The organism is Vreelandella boliviensis LC1, assembly GCF_000236035.1.
In the GTDB taxonomy this organism is placed as follows: Bacteria; Pseudomonadota; Gammaproteobacteria; order Pseudomonadales; family Halomonadaceae; genus Vreelandella; species Vreelandella boliviensis.
Genome location: NZ_JH393259.1, coordinates 155,811 through 172,136, shown reverse-complemented (window position 1 = coordinate 172,136; position 16,326 = coordinate 155,811). Strand labels below are relative to the sequence as shown.

Genomic DNA, 16,326 nt, shown 5'->3' with positions numbered 1-16,326 from the left:
AACGCAATTGGAGTTTTTTTATGACTCGCCCTGCAAACGATTCCCCGCTAGAAGTTAATTGCCCGCAGTGCGCTAAGCGCGTGCCCTGGTCGCCAGAAAGCACTTATCGCCCTTTCTGTAGCAAGCGCTGCCAACTACTAGATTTAGGTGCCTGGGCCGATGAGTCGCACCGCATATCGGGCGAATCCGCAATGGATGAAGCCGATATAGAAACGCTGCTAGCGCAAGCCGACAAGGATGCGCCACTCTCCTAACAAATTGTATAACGGACTAACGAGCCCTGACACTGACTATGGCCGAGACAAACGCTAACTCATCATCGCCTTCGGCCTATCAGGTGCTGCTTCAATTAGAGCAGCAGTTTGATCATCTACTTGAAACCATTGAAGCCGCGGTCTCGCTATACGAACAGCAGTCACCAGCTACGTGGGTCTTTCATCAAACGACACCATCTAGCGATTGGTTGCGTAAAGCCCTGTTCGATATGTGGCATGAGAAAGATCAAGATGGCCGTGAAACGCGCAACTATATTGCTGTAGTAGCCGCTAATGACATACTGCTAACGGCGATAGACGCTGTTAATCACGCCAAAACCAACTTTAGCGAGTTACTGCAACATATCAAACAAGCATTTCCACAGACGCTTAGCGATGCAAAAAGCCGCTTGCCACAACGCCATCCTCACGTTGATGAAGTGTTACGACGCAATGGGCTGGCCCGCTTGCATCTTAAACAGTGCTGGCGTCAGTTACCTATCGCACAAGCGCCTGTCTCACGCGTTCGTTTTGCTTGGTACAGTAGCGGTCGCTCTATTAAACGCCTGTCAGTGCAAGAAGCTGAACATAAGCTTTTGCACCTCGACACCGATGCGCCGCATATTCGTATTCAGCTACGCAAGCTAGCCGGCATCCCAAGCAGCGAAGTGCTTGCCCAGGTACAAACTCAGGCCCCACTTATGCGGGCAAATCTATTTTTTACCGAGCCACTCGACGATGGGCATACACGACGGGCGCTGAATGCCGCCATGCCTATTTTTGTGCCTGACAATAATCAGCGACTGCCTCACATTAACCTGCCTGCGCTACAGCCCCCCACTACCCGCAAACGAGCTAGGCGACGCGACGAGAAATTAGAGCAGGATGTGTTTCTACCGAGTTTGCGTGTTTATCGCTATCGTTAGCATAAGACAGCTGCGAAGTTATGAGGCGCTAGCTGCCAGGCGCTATATCCTGATGCCATAGCCCACAGCCCAGCAGCGTATCAATCAACTCGGCTAAATCGTAATGATCCACACCATACTCGATTAACAAAGCCTCAAAGCGCTGTTTGAAAATACGCTCCTGCTCTTGCTGCTGTTCTTTCTTCTGGGTTTCGACATCATCTTTTTCCAATGTCGCAAGCGAACGTACCGGCGGACCTGTCGGTATATCGAAATCGCTATCTGGGTCATCTAATTGACGTAAAGCCTGCGCAAAGGCATCGTCTAGTTCACGAAACTTACGCAGCTTTTCACGCTCATCTACCGGCTTTTGAACCTTTTGATATTTCATCGATGTTTCATTTACACCTTGCTTGAAATGGTCGATATGACTGCCAACGTAGTTTTTTTTGGCAAAAACTGTGCACAAACGCGTAAAGATAGCGAGCAAACTTGCCTTTGCCACCCAGTTACCAGCATAAAGGCATAATCATTAAGCATATGAGGGTAACAAACACATTTATCAAATACGGCACAGTCAGCGACAACTCATTAAATCGATGCTTCGCCCTACAAGTAGGCTGAACTTATCCCCTTCAGCTAGGTTACCAACACTAACGCACTATGAGAGTGCGCTACAGGCGAGAGGCAAGATAAGCACGACCTGTACGATTCACGAATGAGAGGCCAGATAATGTTCAACGCGATAACACGAGCTGAGATCTGGCTGCAGGACACACTTGATAAGCCACTCGGCATAGAAGACCTTGCTAAACACATAGGGTATTCGTCTTCTCAAGTTCGGCGCCAATTTCGCCAAAGCTTCCATATCCCACCTAGCGCCTATCGTGAAAAGAGGCGACTAGAACGTGCAGCAGTGCTGCTAGCGCTTACTCCTCTCAATATAGCGCAAATTGCGATATGTTGTGGGTACCATAACCACTCATCTTTTTCACGGGCATTTCAACGTCGTTATCAGCTCAGTCCGCGTGATTTCCGGCAAACGCTGAGAACCGCTCTTCATCACCCAACACCCCATCGTGGTTTTAACACACGTATCGAAAAAACCAATGACCGCCAAATGATCTTGATGCGCCTCTACAAAGCTCCAGAACATATTAAGGGGCTAGGAGATGTAAGCTATCACAATATGCAGCTAGCGTGCTTACAGGCACGGCTGAGTCTATCAACGACCATCATTGCGCTCCCCGACATCCTTGCAGATAGAGTTAATGCGCTGAATAAAGCATCTCTTCTTTCTTACCGTACCGACATTGGCCTTTACCTAGCGGATACGGACAATGCACAAGACATTGCGTTGCCCGCTCTCTACCGGCGGGTCGACATTCCCACCCATTACTACGCGAGCACATGCTTTGACAATTTTGCTGATCTTTATGGCGCTTTGACGCATACCATCATGTATCTACTCGGCAGGCAGGATGCTTTCCACGTTAGCGGCCACCCTCCTCAGGTATTATGGAAAGAGAACCAATTAGAACTTCGTATCCCATTAATAGGCTAGTAGTGATGATAACGTCATTGGGGCACAGCTGAAGCAAATGACAATAAAAAACCGGCATTTCTGAATAGAAATGCCGGTTTTTTAAACAACTTAGTCTTCCATGCGCTCCAACCAAGACTCGACAGTTTCATCACCATACTGGTCTTTCCAGCTACGCAGACCTTTATGGTTGCCACCGCGAGTTTCGATTACTTCCCCTGTTTTGGGGTTTTTGTAAATCTTAAGGCGACGCTTACGGCGGGCATTGCCACTCGCCGTAGTTTTAGTACTACGCTGGTCGGTGGCAGGATCTAATAAGGCAATGACATCGACAGGACGCTTACCGAACTCAGTCATTAGCGCTTCAAGTTTGGCCTTAAATTCCAACTCGCTTTTGAGACGCTGATCGCCTTCTAAGCGCTGCAGATCTTCTTGAAGCTGTTTTAGCTGCTGTTCTTTTTGGATATATTCGTTAAGTAATGACATTGGGGTTCCTTTAATATCGTATCCAACTGAACGTGATCCAACTGGCTTAGGTGCAAATTGACAACCTTGGCACCCACTAGTTCAGAAAGGTGGCTTCAGAATGCCAGGACATTATTCCTGTAAAAAGGCTAACTGACAACAGTCTAGTTGATTTTCACTCAATTACTAATCGTTTTTTAAAACACAAGTACTGCTTAAAGTGTTCTAACCCTAATAATTCATTACGGCTCTGTGCTCAACTATTACTACCGTTCAGCCATTTAAAACAAAAGCGCCGCCCATAAGGGCGGCGCTTTTACGAACCAATAACTAATCGTTAATTAGTCTTGGCCCATCTGCTGCTTGATCAAATCACCGATGGTGGTCGGACCACCTGCTGTTTCCGGCTCTTGCTCACGTATCTTCTTCAGATTCTGACGCGTATCGTCCTGGTCTTTCGCTTTAACCGACAGATTAATCTGGCGACTCTTGCGATCAACACTAACAATACGAGCTTCTACACTGTCGCCTTCATTCAGGACATTGCGCGCGTCTTCTACGCGGTCAGCACTGATTTCAGAGGCTTTCAGCAAAGCAATAACGTCAGTTGCCAATTCAACTTGAGCTTCTTTAGCATCAACTTCAATGACGCGACCCGTTACGATGCTGCCCTTATCGTTGACTGACAGGTACTCAGCAACGGGGTCGGAATCCATCTGCTTGATACCCAGAGAGATGCGCTCACGCTCTGGATCAATAGACAGGATAACGGCTTCAGCTTCGTCGCCTTTCTTAAAGCTGCGTACGGCCTCTTCGCCAGTATCAGTCCAAGAAATATCAGACAAGTGAACCAGACCGTCAATACCACCTTCGAGGCCGATAAAGATACCAAAGTCAGTAATTGACTTGATGGTACCTGAAACACGGTCGCCCTTGTTGTAGTCAGTGTTGAAAGTTTCCCACGGATTAGCAGTACACTGCTTGATACCCAGAGAAATACGACGACGCTCTTCGTCGATATCCAACACCATGACGTCAACATCATCGCCCACTTGCACGACTTTAGACGGATGGATGTTCTTGTTAGTCCAGTCCATTTCAGAGACGTGAACCAGACCTTCAACACCCTCTTCCAGTTCGGCAAAGCAACCGTAGTCAGTCAGGTTAGTGACGACTGCGTGTACTTTCATGCCTTCCGGATAACGCTCTTTAATGTTGACCCACGGATCTTCGCCCAACTGCTTCAGACCCAGTGAAACGCGGTTACGCTCACGGTCAAACTTAAGAACCTTGACGTTGATTTCGTCGCCAACGGCAACGATTTCGGATGGATGCTTAATACGCTTCCACGCCATGTCTGTAATGTGCAGCAGGCCGTCAACACCACCCAGGTCTACGAAAGCGCCGTAGTCTGTCAGGTTCTTAACGATACCTTTAATCTGCTGACCTTCTTGCAGCGTTGCCAACAGCGCTTCACGCTCGGCACTGTTTTCTGCTTCCAGAACCGCACGACGTGATACCACAACATTGTTGCGCTTCGGATCGAGCTTGATGACTTTAAAGTCCAGCTCTTTGTTTTCCAGGTGCGCAGTGTCGCGAACAGGACGAACGTCAACCAACGAGCCCGGCAAGAAGGCACGGATAGAGTCAACTTCAACTGTGAAGCCGCCTTTAACCTTACCGTTAATAACGCCCTTAATGATTTCGTCTTTCTCGAAGGCTGCTTCCAGAATCTTCCAAGCTTCTGCACGCTTGGCTTTTTCACGGGACAGACGCGTCTCACCGAAACCATCTTCAACGGCTTCAAGTGCAACATGCACGTCGTCACCGATAGCGATGTTCAGATTGCCGTGTTCATCGCGGAATTGTGACGCAGGGATCTGACCTTCAGATTTCAGACCAGCGTTGACAGTAACCCAGTCACCGTCAATGTCGACAACCTGGGCCGCGACAATAGCGCCTGGCTCCATGTTGATGTCGTTAAGAGACTGTTCAAACAGCTCAGCAAAGCTTTCGCTCATGGTGTTCCTACGTAATTACGTTGTTGAGGCATAAATGCCTTCTCCGCACCACCAGCAAGTGCGGGCCTAATGTCACTCAGCCTTTGGGGGTGTTAACGCTGGTTAGACCTGACCGGGCTCACCGATGTGAGTATAGTGCCCTGCCACGTCGTGACACCTATCCAAAAGCGCCGCAAGGGAGAATCACACGCCGCTTACCAGCCCTCTTTGGGCGAGCAGTTCGGTCAGTCGATCAACCACTTCCGGTATGCTCAGGCGCGTGGTATCAAGCGTAATGGCATCATCTGCCGGCTTGAGAGGAGCCACACTGCGCTGCGTGTCGCGTGCATCGCGTGCCTGAATCTCCTTTAAAAGACTCGAAAGACTAGCATCCACCCCGGCTTCCTGCAACTGCAGATAGCGTCGACGGGCCCGTTCATCGGCACTGGCGGTTAAAAAAATCTTCAGCGGGGCGTCGGGAAACACCACGGTGCCCATATCACGGCCATCCGCCACCAAGCCCGGAGCCTGACAAAAATCACGCTGCCGCTGAAGCAGGGCTTGGCGCACCGCAGGCAGCGCCGCCACTTGGGAAGCTCGCTCGCCGGCCTGTTCGGTACGAATCACTTGGCCAACATCCTCACCTTCAAGCAACGTACGTGGCTGACCCTCTTCAACTGGAAACGCCACATCTAGCTGCTCTGCTAAGCGTGCCAGGCCCACCTCATCGTCAACGGCCACGTTGTGCTTAACCGCTGCTTGAGCCGTCAGCCGATAAAGCGCGCCGCTATCCAGCAGATGCCAACCGAGGCGTTCTGCCACCAAACCACTGATAGTGCCTTTACCGGCGCCGCCGGGGCCATCAATGGTGAGAACAGGAACAGCGGCAACCCGATCATTCATGCGCACCCTCCACGCTAACGCTCATGCCGATGCGCGTGGCTAATGCGACAAAATCAGGGAAAGAGGTCGCCACATTGGCGCAGTCTTCAATCTCAATTTCTGCGCTCGCACGTAGCGATGAAATCGCAAACGCCATGGCAATACGATGATCGCCCAGGCTATCGACACGCCCACCGCCGTAGCTCGCTTTTTGCGCATCGCCATTGCCAACAATATCAATGCCGTCTTCGACAACGGTGTGCTGCACACCTAATACAGCCAAGCCATCTGCCATCGCCTGGATGCGGTCAGACTCTTTAACGCGTAGCTCTTCAGCGCCTCTAAGGCGGGTCACGCCTTCAGCGTTAGCGGCGGCAATAAACAGTGCGGGGAACTCATCGATTGCTAACGGCACTTGATCTTCGGGGATATCAATTCCTTTCAGCGGCGCGTAACGAATACGAATATCGGCCACTGGTTCGCCACCCACTTCGCGCTCGTTCTCAAGCGTTAAATCCGCGCCCATTAGGGTAAGAATATTGATCACACCAATTCGCGTGGGATTAATACCCACATGCTCAAGGGTAATATCAGCTCCTGGGGTAATCGCTGCGGCGACTAAAAAGAACGTTGCAGAAGAGATGTCAGAAGGTACGTCAATCGGGCCCGCTGTTAGTTTACCGCCACCCTGTAGCCAACAGGTATCGCCATCACGAGAAACCACATAGCCAAAACCATTGAGCATGCGCTCGGTATGGTCACGGGTCGGCGCAGGTTCGCGCACCCGCGTTTCGCCCTCCGCGTACAGCCCCGCCAACAGCAGGCAGGATTTCACCTGGGCACTGGCCATAGGCATATCGTAAACAATGCCTTTAAGTTTGGCGCCACCGCTGATTTTAAGCGGCGGGCGTCCGCCCTCTGCAGTATCAATGCTGGCCCCCATTAACCGCAGCGGATCAGCCACGCGCCCCATGGGGCGCTTAGTCAGTGACTCGTCGCCGGTTAGCTCACTATCAAACGCCTGACCTGCGAGTAGGCCTGAAAAAAGCCGCATAGCGGTGCCCGAATTGCCCACATAGAGCGGACCAGCGGGCGCTTTTAAGCCATGCAAACCCACACCGTGAATAGTGACCTTACCCTGATGCGGCCCTTCAATCGCCACGCCCATTTCACGAAACGCCTGCAGGGTTGCCAGACTGTCTTCACCTTCCAGAAAGCCTTTTACTTCAGTGACGCCTTCCGCCAGCGCGCCCAGCATAATAGAGCGGTGCGACATGGATTTATCGCCAGGTACGCGCACGCGACCCTGAGCTTGGCCGCCTGGCTGCACACGGTAGGTGACCTTACCTTGTGGTTGCATATGATATTCCGCCTGATAGCTGGTTTTGTTCAATAAAGAGTCGAAATAGTGCCGGGCGTGGCTTGCCCGATCAAAGGTGGCAATCAGCGCATCGCTGTCACCGGTTTCTACCGCGTGACGCAAGCGAGAGAGCCCCGCTTCAAAATCATCCAGGGAGGCTAAAACGGCCTGCTTATTGGCAATAAAAATATCTCGCCACATCACCGGGTCGCTACCCGCAATGCGGGTGAAGTCGCGAAAGCCACCAGCGGCGTAGCGAAAGATATCCAGCCGCTCATCCTGACGCGCCAGCGTATCCACCAGTGAAAAAGCCAGCAAGTGAGGCAAATGGCTGGTGCGCGCCAGCACTTGGTCATGGCGTTCAACGTCCATTTCCAGCACCTCGGCGCCGCAAGCACTCCAAAGGCTGCGCACCCGCTGCAAAGCATCACTATCGACGTTCGGCTCAGGCGTCAAAATCACCTTGTGGTCTACATAGAGATTCGGATTCGCCGCTGCTACCCCACTTTTTTCTGAACCGGCAATGGGATGCCCCAACACCATATTAGTAGGCACTTGGCCAAATACCCGCATCGCGCAGGCACGGATAGTCGCCTTGGTACTACCCACATCGGTGATGACCACGTCAGCTGACGCCCTAGGTAGCACGTCGGCCAAGCCTGCCATAACGCTCTCCATAGCCAGCACCGGCACCGCCAGCACCACCATAGAGGCGTCATTGACTTGCTCAGCTAGATGAGTACCGCCCGAATCGATCAACCCCATCTCGATACCGCGAGCGATCTCCTGTTCATCAGGATCACAGGCAACAATCTGCCCATTGAATCCTGAAGCGCGCAGTGCAGCCGCTAGCGAACCACCAATCAATCCCAAGCCAACAATCAATAGGCGCGATTCATGACAGCCTGATGTTTTAACGCTGTCTTCGACCATTAACGTCACAGCACGCCTATGGGGTAGGAACCCAGCACACGCAGCTCAGCCGCCCGCAGCTGCACCTCTTCAAGCACTGCCGCAACGTTGGGCTCATCACGATGGCCTTTAAAATCAATAAAAAAGACGTAGTTCCACACACCAGTGCGCGAAGGACGCGTTTCAAGGCGCGTTAAATCAATTTGATGGCGATGAAACGGCTCCAGCAAGGCATGCAGCGTCCCCGGCTGGTTGCGCATGGCAACCACAATAGAGGTTTTATCCTCTCCCGCCATGGGCACATCCTGGTTGCCAATAATCAAAAACCGCGTGGAGTTATCGGGGCTGTCTTCAATTTTTTCGGCGATATGCTCAAGCCCATAAAGCTTGGCCGCCATGTCACCCGCAATCGCTGCACTATGCCACTCTGTTTTGACTAATTTGGCCGCTTCAGCATTAGAAGAAACCGGCACGCGCTCCGCATGGGGATAGTGAGCATCCAGCCATTTACGGCACTGGGCAAACGACTGCGGGTGCGAGTAGATCCGCGAGACTTTATCGCGACGCGTCGTTTCACTGACCAATAAATGGTGGTGAATACGCAGCACTACTTCACCACAAATTTTAATCGACGAATCCATAAAGGTGTCCAGGGTGTGATTGACCACCCCTTCGGTGGAGTTTTCCACCGGTACGACGCCGTAATGCACGGCGCCCGCCTCTACTTCACGAAATACCTCGTCAATAGCTGCCATAGGCAAACTCACGGCGCTTTCACCAAAGTGCTTGAGTGCCGCCTGCTGAGTAAAAGTGCCTTCTGGGCCTAAGTAGGCCACTTTAACTGGCTGCTCAAGCGCCAAACACGCCGACATGATTTCGCGAAACAGGCGCGCCATCTCTTCTGAATCGAGCGGCCCCTTATTCAACGCCATAATGCGCCGCAGCACCTGCGCCTCTCGCTCAGGGCGATAGAACACTGCATCTTTATCTTCGGCCAACTTGACGTGAGCCACCTGCTGGGCACAGCTGGCACGCTCGCTGATCAGATTCAGAATATCGCTATCGAGCTGATCGATTCGCTGGCGCAGCTCGTCCAGATTGATCGACGTGTCGGACATGGTGGTTAGCCCCTTGTTTTTTCAAAATCGACCATAAATGCAATCAATGCATCTACCGCAGACTCAGGCACCGCGTTGTACAGGCTGGCGCGCATACCGCCTACGCTGCGGTGGCCTTTTAAATTAAGCAGCCCCGCCGCATCGGCTTGTTGTAAGAACGCCTTATCCAGCGCTGCATCGGCTAATACAAACGGCACGTTCATCCGCGAACGATTGGCTTTAGCAATCGGATTGCTATAAATCTCGCTGGCATCAATCGCCGCGTAAAGTTTATCGGCTTTACGCTGATTAATAGCGTCCATCGCCGCCAATCCGCCGATATCGTCTTTTAGCCACTGAAATACCAGCCCGGCTAAATACCAAGCGTAAGTAGGGGGCGTATTTACCATCGAACCGGCTTCCGCCAGCATTTGATAATCAAACAACGAAGGAATATTGGCCTGGGCTTTGCCTAACAGGTCGTCACGAACGACCACCAGCGTTAACCCAGCGGGGCCAATATTTTTCTGCGCCCCGGCATAAATCACCCCAAACTCGCTAACATCGATGGGCCCGGAGAGGATATTCGACGACATGTCGCAGACCAGCGGTACATCAGCACCGTCGGCACGTTGGACATGGGGCGTATAGTCAAATTCCAGACCACCGATTGTCTCGTTAGAGGTGTAGTGCAAGTAGGCAGCATCAGCGCTTACCTGAAGCGCATCACGCGCGGGCACCGCTGTATGGCCGTTGGGCTCACTGCTGGCAGCCACATGGCAATCAAAGCCAAGGTGCCTGGCCTCAGTCAGCGCTTTCTTGCCCCAGATGCCAGTCTGAATAAAGTTGCCGCTACCACCCTGCCCCAACAGGTTCATCGGCAACATGGCAAACTGCATGCTGGCACCGCCCTGCAAAAACAGCACTTTATAATTGTCTGGCACGCCTAGAAGCTGACGAAAATCAGCTTCAGTACGCTCTGCAATGGCGATAAATTCATCGCTACGGTGGCTCATTTCCATTACAGAGAGGCCGCGCCCCTGGTAGTCCAGTAGCTCTTCCCGGGCGCGTTCCAGTACGGTTACTGGCAGGGCCGCTGGCCCTGCGCAGAAATTATAGTGACGTGTCATCAGTCCCCGCTTCCTGTGCGTCATCGGATGATTCATTCGCCTGCGCGTCTTCAAGGCTGCTTTCTTCAGAGCCAGCTCCTTCCAGACCGCTTAGCTCGTCGCTCTCTTCCGGCTCATCAACGCGCACCGTCTTGACCAGCTTCTCTTCTTTGCCCAAACGAATCAGCATCACACCTTGGGTATTACGCGAGGTGGTAGATACTTCTTCCACACGGGTACGAACTAGCGTGCCGCGGTCGGTGATCAGCATCATTTCATCGCTGTCATAGACCTGCATCGCCGCCACTAGCGAACCGTTACGCTCGCTAGTTTGCATGGCGATAACACCTTGGCCACCACGACCACGCAGCGGGAACTCTTCCAGACGCGTGCGCTTGCCATAACCATTCTCACTGGCAGTCATAATGTAGATCTGACCATCAGCCGTTTCGGCTACGGCACTTTCTTGGTTGGAATCCTGCGTTTCACTTTCGGCATCCGCTTCGGCGTCGATCTGCTGACTCTTGGGAATAATCAGACTGATCACTTCCGCATCGCCTGCCAGACGCATACCACGCACGCCGCGGGCAGTTCGACCCATGGCGCGGGCATTGCCCTCTTCAAAGCGAATGGCCTTGCCATTAGACGACAGGAGCATGGCATGATCATTACCGGTGGTAATGGCAGCGCCCACTAAGCGGTCACCCTCTTCAAGATCAATCGCAATCAGACCTACGCTGCGCGGCCGCGAGAACTGCTCAAGACTCGTCCGCTTGACGGTGCCTTTGGCCGTGGCAAAGAAGATGTAATTATCGGGATTGTAGTCGCGCACCGGCAAGATGGCATTAACCGCCTCACCCTCCTCCAGCGGCAACATATTCACTAGCGGTTTACCCCGCGAGCCGCGGCTGGCATTGGGCATTTCGTAGACTTTCAGCCAGTACACTTTGCCGCGATTAGAGAACAGCAGCACGGTATCGTGAGTCGAGGCCACCAGCAGGTGTTCAATCACATCTTCATCTTTCATTGCGGTAGCAGACTTACCGCGTCCACCACGGCGCTGAGCCTGGTAGTCTGACAGCGGCTGCGTCTTGGCATAGCCTGAACGCGACACGGTCACCACCATGTCTTCTTCAGCGATCAAATCTTCAATAGAAAGATCCAGGTGGCTGGCCTGAATTTCAGTACGGCGGTCATCACCAAACTGGTCACGCACCGCGCGTAGCTCTTCGCGGATGACTTCCATCAAGCGATCGGCTGAGGCCAGAATCTCGGTCAGTTCGGCAATTTTCTCGAGAATAGACAAGTATTCATCGAGCAGCTTCTCAGTCTCAAGGCCCGTCAAACGATGCAGACGCAGCTCAAGAATCGCCTGCGCCTGGGCAGGCGAGAGGCGATAAGAGGTGGCCCCAGTGTTTAAACCAAAGCCCTCATCTAGCTCTTCGGGCTTGCACGACGTTGCCCCAGCACGCTCCAACATGGCGGTTACCTGGCCGGGCTGCCAAGTCTTGGCGAGCAGTTTCTCTCGCGCTTCTGCCGCGTTGGGTGAGGCTTTAATCAGCTCGATTACTTCGTCGATATTCGAGATAGCGACGGCCAAACCTTCCAACAAATGGCCACGCTCACGGGCTTTTTTCAGCTCATACAACGTACGCCGGGTAACCACTTCGCGCCGGTGGCGAATAAAGGCTTCCAGCATCTCTTTAAGATTGAGGGTGCGTGGCTGGCCATTTTCCAACGCCACCATGTTAATCCCGAACACGTTTTGCAGCTGCGTTTGGGCAAACAGGTTATTGACCACTACTTCGCCGGACTCGCCTCGCTTGATTTCAATCACCACGCGCAGACCATCTTTATCCGACTCATCGCGCAGTTCGGCGATGCCTTCGATCTTCTTCTCTTTCACCAGCTCGGCGATTTTCTCGATCAACCGCGCCTTATTCACCTGGTAGGGCAACTCGGTGATGATAATGTGATCGCGACCGGTTTTGTCGTGGTGCTCAATGGTGTGGCAGGCGCGCACGTAAATACGCCCACGGCCGGTGCGATAAGCCGACAAAATACCCGCACGACCATTGATAATCGCGCCAGTGGGGAAATCAGGACCGGGGATATACTCCATCAAGTCATCCACCGTCAGCGTGTAGTCGTCGATTAACGCTAAGCAGCCGTCAATCACTTCACGCATATTGTGCGGTGGAATATTGGTTGCCATACCGACCGCAATACCCGATGAGCCGTTGATCAGCAAATTGGGCGTTTTGGTAGGTAAGACAGCCGGGATACGCTCGGTACCGTCGTAGTTATCTACCCAGTCGACGGTATCTTTTTCCAGGTCGGCGAGCAGCTCATGAGCGAGGCGCGACATACGCACCTCGGTATAACGCATGGCAGCCGCGTTATCCCCATCAATAGAACCGAAGTTACCCTGGCCATCGACCAGCACATGACGCATCGAAAAGTGCTGAGCCATACGTACGATGGTGTCGTATACCGCGCTATCGCCGTGCGGATGGTATTTACCGATGACATCGCCGACGACACGCGCCGACTTCTTGTACGGTTTATTCCAGTCATTACCCAGTTCATGCATGGCAAACAGCACACGTCGGTGAACCGGTTTTAGGCCATCGCGCACATCAGGTAACGCGCGACCGATAATGACACTCATCGCATAGTCGAGATACGACTGTTTGAGCTCGTCTTCAATATTGACGGGCAAGATTTCTCTGGCGATGTCACCCATGAAAGTCAGATCCTTTGCACTGCATTGGCACTGCGAGAGTTGAAAGCGCTTGTAAACACCGCTCCAAAATTACAATAGAACGGCGCGCAAATACTCCTCCATCATACCACCGCAAAAGCAGCAAGGGCAGCCAGGGAGCTCACCAAAGCCGTTTAGGCACTAAATGCCGCCTTCGGCAAGGTTAACGTGACCAACGTCTCACGCACCTCTCCCTCGATTGCAGCGGCCTTGTTGGCGCGAATATCGAGGAGTACGAAGGTTAAATCCGCACGGGCGATGACGGTGCCATCCTTACGCGCACCGTCTTTACGAACAATACGGTGGTGGCAGACGCCACTGCGCTCACCAACGTCGATGATCCCAGTCATCACTTCTAAATCATCCCCTTGGCGGGCAGCGGCCAGATAATCAATGTTCAGATTGACAACGATGAATGCCCGCCCGGCTTGATGAAGCTCTTTGATCATCTCTGGATGTTGATCAAAGAAATCCCAGCGCCCCTCTTCCATAAATTCAAGATAGCGAGCGTTATTCACATGCCCGTAGCCATCCAGATGATAGCCTCGAACGCGCAATTGAATTCGCGACAGCGATGTACTCATATCGGCTCCTTTATAGTGATTGGCAACGACCCAATCAAACACAAGTTTGAAACACGTGCAACAGAGACGATTGGCGGCAGCCGCTGGTAGGAATGCCCCGCTTTCGCCATAATGTGCCACCTTTTGAACAGGATTGGCCCCATGTGGTTTAAGCACTTGCATTTATACCGCCTGCACGACGCACCCGAATTATCCAGCGACGAGCTCGCTAGCGCTTTACAAGAGCATGCCGCCAAACCTCTCGGCAACGCCGATGCACGCCGCCTAGGCTGGACTGCACCCGCTGGACGTTTGGGCGGAGGGCAGCTCGTTCACGAAATTCAATCTCATCGGCTGCTTTCAGCGCTGCGTCAAGAACGCCTGCTACCGGCCTCTATTGTAAAAGAAGAAGTCGATGAGCAGGTGGCAGATATTGAGGCCAGCGAAGGTCGCAAGGTGACCCGTAAAGAAAAAACCGCGTTAAAAGAGCAGGTCACTGAGAATTTATTACCTCGCGCCTTTGTTCGCAGCCAGAAAATTGATCTGTGGTGGGACACTCGCGGCCAGATGATTGGCATTAATGCGAGCTCGCGCACCCGTGCCGAAGATATTCTGGATTTGCTTCGCGAAACCCTGGGCAGCTTAAAAGTTACCCCGCTCAGTTCACAGACGCTGCCAATTCGCGCCATGACCACCTGGCTGGGTGACGCGGCCAGTCGTCCAGCCGACCTACAGCTTGGTGATCAGGTTGAACTCAAAGCCAAAGGTGATGACGGTGTGCTGCGTGCTCGCCAGGTCGATTTAGACAGCGATGAAATTCAGCAGCTGCTTGAGAGTGGCCGCCAAGCCAGTAAACTCGCCATTAGCCTGGAAGGCCGGTTAAGCTTTGTGCTACACGATGATCTGGCGTTGAAATCGTTGCGCTTTGGCGATGCCTTGATTGAAGAAGCCGATCACGCTGATGACGGTGACGATGCACTCGCTCGCCTGGAAACAGACTTTATTTTAATGGCTCAGGCGCTATCCGCCGATATTCCGCGCTTGATTGAGTGGCTCGGCGGCGAGACCCAGCGGGAACCCGCAGCGCAGTAAGGACTCTATAGACATTCAAAACAGTCACTTAAAATAGCCTTTTCGACTCGATGCTATTAATCGATACTTACTCATTATTATCCAACGGTTCGCATGACTCATCACAATAACGCTACCAACGCCTCTACCGAGACAGACCCGTGGGCCGATATCCGGCCCTTTATGGATCATGAAGTGGCCGATGTGCTTGCCAGGCTCTCAAGGGACAACGAGCTGCTGGATGCGCTGACCCGCTTTAAGCTTCCGCGCTTGGCACGCTGGGCGCCGTCTTTGGCACGCATGCTCGCAAGTCGTGCCGTGCGTCGTGAGGTCAAAGGCGTTTCATCCGTTTATGAGTTTCAAATGCGCATTGCCCATTACATGGAGCGCATGATTCGCACCACCACGGATGCGTTTGAAGTCACCGGCCTCGACAAACTCGACCCCAACGGCGCCTATCTCTTTATTGGCAATCACCGTGATATCTCACTGGATCCCGCATTCGTTAACTATGCGTTGTATCAAGCAAACCGCGACACGGTGCGTATCGCTATCGGTGACAACCTGCTCAAAAAGCCCTATGTCACCGATCTGATGCGGCTTAACAAAAGCTTCATCGTGCCGCGTAGCGCACGGGGCAAGCGGGCCATGCTGACGGCGTATCAGCAGCTGTCCGCCTATATTCGCCATAGCATTACTGAAGACCAGCACTCTATTTGGATGGCCCAACGCGAAGGCCGTGCCAAGAACGGCATCGACCATACTGAGCCCGCTATCATCAAAATGTTGACCATGGCCAGACGCACTTCTGAGCGTGACATGGTGTTTGGCGATGCGATTGCCGAATTGAAATTAGTGCCAGTATCGATTAGCTATGAATATGATCCCTGCGACGTGCAAAAGGCCCAGGAATTGCACGATATCGATACGCAAGGTAGCTACGCCAAAAGTGAGTTTGAAGATATTAGCTCTATTGTGGCGGGCATTACTGGCTCCAAAGGCCGCGTGCGGCTGCATTTTGGCACACCAGTAGGATCAGATATGGCCACGCCCGATGAAGTAGCGGCTGAGATTGACCGCCAGGTGATTGGTGGCTATCGCTTATTCCCCAGCCACTATTTGGCCTTAGAGGCGTTGGGCGAAGCACCGGAGCTGGTGGCACGCAAAGCCATCACTCGACAAGACCGCGAAAGCTTTAAGGCTCGGCTTGCCGAAGTACCTGAGCCTTTGCGCCTTTATTGGCTTGCCCAGTACGCTAACCCTGTTAAACACAAGGCCGGTCGCCTGACGCTTTAAGTTGTCATTTTAATATCAGGCAACTCATGCCCGTTGGCGGGAAAAATGCTATGGTCAACGCATTGATTGGTTTCGCTTGGCGCTGTCGTCAATCGCGATCCTAAG

14 protein-coding genes are annotated in these 16,326 nt (G+C 52.7%); 5 read left to right on the top strand and 9 right to left on the bottom strand.

Translation table 11 applies throughout. The annotated features are described in order from the left end of the window. Nucleotides 1-20: 20 nt before the first annotated feature. Both yacG and KUC_RS15285 read left to right on the top strand, forming a co-directional pair. Nucleotides 21-254 (top strand): DNA gyrase inhibitor YacG, encoded by a 234-nt coding sequence (gene yacG / locus KUC_RS15290; protein ID WP_040481209.1) that lies wholly within the window; start codon nucleotides 21-23, stop codon nucleotides 252-254. Nucleotides 255-292: 38 nt separating this feature from the next. Next, nucleotides 293-1,180, top strand: a complete 888-nt coding sequence (locus KUC_RS15285) for a hypothetical protein (protein ID WP_007114127.1) — start codon at nucleotides 293-295, stop codon at nucleotides 1,178-1,180. 28 nt (nucleotides 1,181-1,208) lie between these two features. Here the strand turns inward: KUC_RS15285 and KUC_RS15280 are convergent, their stop codons facing one another. Then, nucleotides 1,209-1,550 carry a hypothetical protein gene (locus KUC_RS15280; RefSeq protein WP_040481380.1) on the bottom strand — a complete coding sequence of 114 codons (342 nt, stop codon included), beginning with the start codon at nucleotides 1,548-1,550 and terminating at the stop codon, nucleotides 1,209-1,211. 342 nt (nucleotides 1,551-1,892) lie between these two features. Between KUC_RS15280 and KUC_RS15275 the strand changes: the two genes are divergently transcribed. Then, complete coding sequence (locus KUC_RS15275; RefSeq protein WP_040481208.1) at nucleotides 1,893-2,723, top strand: helix-turn-helix transcriptional regulator; 831 nt, start codon at nucleotides 1,893-1,895, stop codon at nucleotides 2,721-2,723. Between the two features lie 90 nt (nucleotides 2,724-2,813). Here KUC_RS15275 and KUC_RS15270 read toward each other — a convergent pair whose 3' ends face one another. The 8 genes from KUC_RS15270 to KUC_RS15235 form a co-directional block, all read right to left on the bottom strand. Further along, a complete protein-coding gene (locus tag KUC_RS15270; RefSeq protein WP_007114124.1) occupies nucleotides 2,814-3,188 on the bottom strand; it encodes a histone-like nucleoid-structuring protein, MvaT/MvaU family in 375 nt (124 codons plus the stop codon). 320 nt (nucleotides 3,189-3,508) lie between these two features. Next, nucleotides 3,509-5,188 (bottom strand): 30S ribosomal protein S1, encoded by a 1,680-nt coding sequence (rpsA, locus tag KUC_RS15265; protein ID WP_007114123.1) that lies wholly within the window; start codon nucleotides 5,186-5,188, stop codon nucleotides 3,509-3,511. 183 nt (nucleotides 5,189-5,371) lie between these two features. Next, entirely contained in the window at nucleotides 5,372-6,070 is a 699-nt protein-coding gene (cmk, locus tag KUC_RS15260; protein ID WP_007114122.1) for a (d)CMP kinase, read from the bottom strand. Next, a complete protein-coding gene (locus KUC_RS15255; protein ID WP_040481378.1) occupies nucleotides 6,063-8,342 on the bottom strand; it encodes a bifunctional prephenate dehydrogenase/3-phosphoshikimate 1-carboxyvinyltransferase in 2,280 nt (759 codons plus the stop codon). The genes cmk and KUC_RS15255 overlap by 8 nt, the downstream gene beginning before the upstream one ends. Nucleotides 8,343-8,347: 5 nt before the next feature. After that, entirely contained in the window at nucleotides 8,348-9,439 is a 1,092-nt protein-coding gene (pheA, locus tag KUC_RS15250; RefSeq protein ID WP_007114120.1) for a prephenate dehydratase, read from the bottom strand. Between the two features lie 5 nt (nucleotides 9,440-9,444). Then, nucleotides 9,445-10,548 carry a 3-phosphoserine/phosphohydroxythreonine transaminase gene (serC, locus tag KUC_RS15245; protein ID WP_007114119.1) on the bottom strand — a complete coding sequence of 368 codons (1,104 nt, stop codon included), beginning with the start codon at nucleotides 10,546-10,548 and terminating at the stop codon, nucleotides 9,445-9,447. After that, nucleotides 10,532-13,273: a DNA gyrase subunit A gene (gene gyrA, locus KUC_RS15240; protein WP_007114118.1), complete on the bottom strand. Its 2,742-nt coding sequence runs from the start codon at nucleotides 13,271-13,273 to the stop codon at nucleotides 10,532-10,534. Before gyrA ends, serC begins: the two co-directional genes overlap by 17 nt. 152 nt (nucleotides 13,274-13,425) lie before the next feature. Further along, a complete protein-coding gene (locus KUC_RS15235) occupies nucleotides 13,426-13,875 on the bottom strand; it encodes an acyl-CoA thioesterase (protein ID WP_040481377.1) in 450 nt (149 codons plus the stop codon). Between the two features lie 141 nt (nucleotides 13,876-14,016). Between KUC_RS15235 and KUC_RS15230 the strand changes: the two genes are divergently transcribed. Both KUC_RS15230 and KUC_RS15225 read left to right on the top strand, forming a co-directional pair. Further along, nucleotides 14,017-14,946 carry a recombination-associated protein RdgC gene (locus KUC_RS15230; RefSeq protein ID WP_007114116.1) on the top strand — a complete coding sequence of 310 codons (930 nt, stop codon included), beginning with the start codon at nucleotides 14,017-14,019 and terminating at the stop codon, nucleotides 14,944-14,946. 93 nt (nucleotides 14,947-15,039) lie between these two features. Continuing rightward, nucleotides 15,040-16,221, top strand: a complete 1,182-nt coding sequence (locus tag KUC_RS15225) for a 1-acyl-sn-glycerol-3-phosphate acyltransferase (RefSeq protein ID WP_007114115.1) — start codon at nucleotides 15,040-15,042, stop codon at nucleotides 16,219-16,221. Nucleotides 16,222-16,326: the final 105 nt, after the last annotated feature.

Excerpts from the sequence above, each read along its gene's own strand:
- gyrA (WP_007114118.1), bottom strand. The coding sequence starts at position 13,273 with ATGGGTGACATCGCCAGAGAAATCTTGCCCGTCAATATTGAAGACGAG.
- KUC_RS15285 (WP_007114127.1), top strand. The coding sequence starts at position 293 with ATGGCCGAGACAAACGCTAACTCATCATCGCCTTCGGCCTATCAGGTG.
- cmk (WP_007114122.1), bottom strand. The coding sequence starts at position 6,070 with ATGAATGATCGGGTTGCCGCTGTTCCTGTTCTCACCATTGATGGCCCC.
- pheA (WP_007114120.1), bottom strand. The coding sequence starts at position 9,439 with ATGTCCGACACGTCGATCAATCTGGACGAGCTGCGCCAGCGAATCGAT.
- KUC_RS15270 (WP_007114124.1), bottom strand. The coding sequence starts at position 3,188 with ATGTCATTACTTAACGAATATATCCAAAAAGAACAGCAGCTAAAACAG.
- KUC_RS15225 (WP_007114115.1), top strand. The coding sequence starts at position 15,040 with ATGACTCATCACAATAACGCTACCAACGCCTCTACCGAGACAGACCCG.
- KUC_RS15230 (WP_007114116.1), top strand. The coding sequence starts at position 14,017 with ATGTGGTTTAAGCACTTGCATTTATACCGCCTGCACGACGCACCCGAA.
- yacG (WP_040481209.1), top strand. The coding sequence starts at position 21 with ATGACTCGCCCTGCAAACGATTCCCCGCTAGAAGTTAATTGCCCGCAG.
- KUC_RS15280 (WP_040481380.1), bottom strand. The coding sequence starts at position 1,550 with ATGAAATATCAAAAGGTTCAAAAGCCGGTAGATGAGCGTGAAAAGCTG.
- KUC_RS15255 (WP_040481378.1), bottom strand. The coding sequence starts at position 8,342 with ATGGTCGAAGACAGCGTTAAAACATCAGGCTGTCATGAATCGCGCCTA.
- KUC_RS15235 (WP_040481377.1), bottom strand. The coding sequence starts at position 13,875 with ATGAGTACATCGCTGTCGCGAATTCAATTGCGCGTTCGAGGCTATCAT.
- KUC_RS15275 (WP_040481208.1), top strand. The coding sequence starts at position 1,893 with ATGTTCAACGCGATAACACGAGCTGAGATCTGGCTGCAGGACACACTT.
- serC (WP_007114119.1), bottom strand. The coding sequence starts at position 10,548 with ATGACACGTCACTATAATTTCTGCGCAGGGCCAGCGGCCCTGCCAGTA.
- rpsA (WP_007114123.1), bottom strand. The coding sequence starts at position 5,188 with ATGAGCGAAAGCTTTGCTGAGCTGTTTGAACAGTCTCTTAACGACATC.